Origin of the sequence: Streptomyces sp. AB3(2024) (genome assembly GCF_041862025.1) — a bacterium.
GTDB lineage: Bacteria > Actinomycetota > Actinomycetes > Streptomycetales > Streptomycetaceae > Streptomyces.
Window position 1 is genome coordinate 1 of sequence record NZ_JBGWAB010000326.1, and the last position, 620, is coordinate 620.

At 71.5% G+C, this 620-nt stretch carries 1 pseudogene; it reads left to right on the forward strand.

Features of this window, described 5'->3' with window-relative positions:
* Positions 1–195: 195 nt before the first annotated feature.
* Positions 196–620: pseudogene (locus tag ACEPPI_RS40600) on the forward strand (amino acid transporter); the annotation flags it as partial.

Below are 620 nucleotides of genomic sequence, written 5' to 3' on the forward strand. Positions count from 1 at the left end.
GGCGCGTCGGCCGGCGGCCCGCCCGTCCCTGCCCGCCCGTCCCTGCCCGCCCGTGCCGCCCGGGCCGGACGCCGCGTTAAGGACGCGTCAGGATTGGCTTATTTGCGTGCACAAGCGATCGAAATGCGTACGCTGACTCAGCCGTCGTGTCAGTGCCGACGGCTTTTCCATGCCGTACGACAGGAGCCCCCCACGATGGCCACCCCTGCCCGCACTTCACGCCTGCGCGCGTGGATGCTGGAAGGCCTGACCGACCGCCCCGGGCAGCACGCGCAGGCCTGGACCGCGCACGAGGGCCGCCCCTGGTGGCGGGTCATGTGCCTGACCGGCCTGGACTACTTCTCCACCCTCGGCTACCAGCCCGGCATCGCCGCGCTCGCCGCCGGACTGCTCTCGCCCCTGGCCACCATCGTCCTGGTCGTCCTCACCCTCTTCGGCGCCCTGCCCGTCTACCGGCGGGTGGCCGAAGAGAGCCCGCACGGCGAGGGCTCCATCGCCATGCTGGAGCGGCTGCTGTCGTTCTGGAAGGGGAAGCTGTTCGTCCTGACCCTGCTCGGGTTCGCGGCGACCGACTTCCTCATCACCATCACCCTCTCGGCCGCCGACGCGACCGCGCACCT